This window comes from Methylobacterium oxalidis, assembly GCF_007992195.1.
GTDB classification, from domain to species: Bacteria; Pseudomonadota; Alphaproteobacteria; order Rhizobiales; family Beijerinckiaceae; genus Methylobacterium; species Methylobacterium oxalidis.
Genome location: NZ_BJZU01000283.1, coordinates 1 through 1,339, shown reverse-complemented (window position 1 = coordinate 1,339; position 1,339 = coordinate 1). Strand labels below are relative to the sequence as shown.

The following is a 1,339-nucleotide window of genomic DNA, read 5'->3' as shown; positions in this document are numbered from 1 at the left end:
GAGCGCATGCCTTCGGGCGCTCAAGGTAGATCCCGCACGCCGTGCCGGTGTTGTGGCGGCACAGGATCCCCGCGGGCTTGGCGAGCGCCTCGATCTCCAAGGCTGAACAACAGGTTGTACACGGACCGCATGACCGCCCCTGAGCGAGAGCAGCGTTAGTTCGTGGTTGCGTTAGGCGGTGACCGCCTCGTTCACGAGGTTCCTTGATGATGGTCCAGTCCCTCAATGTCACGTTGTTGCAGCTTGCAGCGCAGGGTGTACAACGTCGCGGATGTCTGACGATGCTACGCACTCGGATCTCGTGACCACCGAGCGCATCGCGATCGAGGCCGTCGGCGCTGCCGTCGACGTCTACCTCGCTGAACCGACTAAACCGACTACCCAGGCTCATCGGATCGGGCCAGACCACATCCTCGATCTGGCCGCGGCCGAAGCAGCTCACGCCTCCGCGCCCGCGACCATGATCAACGCCGAGGCCTAGGAGCCGTCGCGTCGCATAGCGGTGCGATCGGCCCTGCTCATGGCGCCCTCTGCGACCCGCTCAACCGGACGCCAAGACCGCTTTCGAGATTAGTGTTCGGATGCTCGGGCGGTGAGCTTGAGCGCGGCTATTGGTCGTCATCGTCGTCGTTGACCTCGATCAGGTCGCTGGTGTCCTCGTCGTCCTCGTCGACCACGAGGGTGTCGTCTTCGACCCTGTCGCCATCGTGATCGACATCCGGGCCGTCATCGCCCTCAGCATCGGTGTCCGTATCTTTGTCGGCTTCCTCGGCTTCGACTTCATCCAGCGACACGAGTTCCGGCCCGTCCGTCTCCTCCTCATCGTCGACAGGCGCCTCTTTGCGCGCCACCACGGGCGTGCCTCCCCTGGCGAAGGACGTTGACACGGAGGTCGGGACGACCTCACCCGAGTAGGGCGAGATCACGGGGCTCTTGTTGAGGTCGTAGAACTTCTTGCCCGTCGTCGGGCAAATTCGCTTCGTGCCGACGTCCGGACGCGCCACTGCAACTCTCCATGGAAGTGGTCAACGCTGGATGGCCAGCGCATTTCCGGCTTCGTCTATCATAGACGGCAGCGGACGGCCCTGCTGTACGTCAGCCTGAATCGCATCTGGGCAGCGGGTGCACGCCGGCACACTTCTCGCTGCCGGCGACGGGCTAGCTGACAGAGCTGGAGGTCAAACAATTGACGCTAGCCTTACCCCCGCTTGAGCTTTTCGATGTCCGCTTTGTGGAGGCCGCTCGGATATGTCGAACGACCATAATGGGCGCATAGGGAAGGTCAGCATATAAGGAAGAAGCACCCGCGCCGAAAACGAGCGGCAGCTCAGGGTTGATT

General features: G+C 62.7%; 2 protein-coding genes. One reads left to right on the top strand and one right to left on the bottom strand.

Going from position 1 to position 1,339, the window contains the following annotated elements:
- Positions 1-301 precede the first annotated feature (301 nt).
- Entirely contained in the window at positions 302-481 is a 180-nt protein-coding gene (locus MOX02_RS32615; RefSeq protein ID WP_238178987.1) for a hypothetical protein, read from the top strand.
- Positions 482-608: 127 nt separating this feature from the next.
- Here the strand turns inward: MOX02_RS32615 and MOX02_RS30570 are convergent, their stop codons facing one another.
- The gene (locus MOX02_RS30570; RefSeq protein WP_147029505.1) at positions 609-1,004 is read right to left on the bottom strand and encodes a TIGR02300 family protein; all 396 of its coding nucleotides are present in this window, start codon (positions 1,002-1,004) and stop codon (positions 609-611) included.
- Between the last annotated feature and the right edge of the window lie 335 nt (positions 1,005-1,339).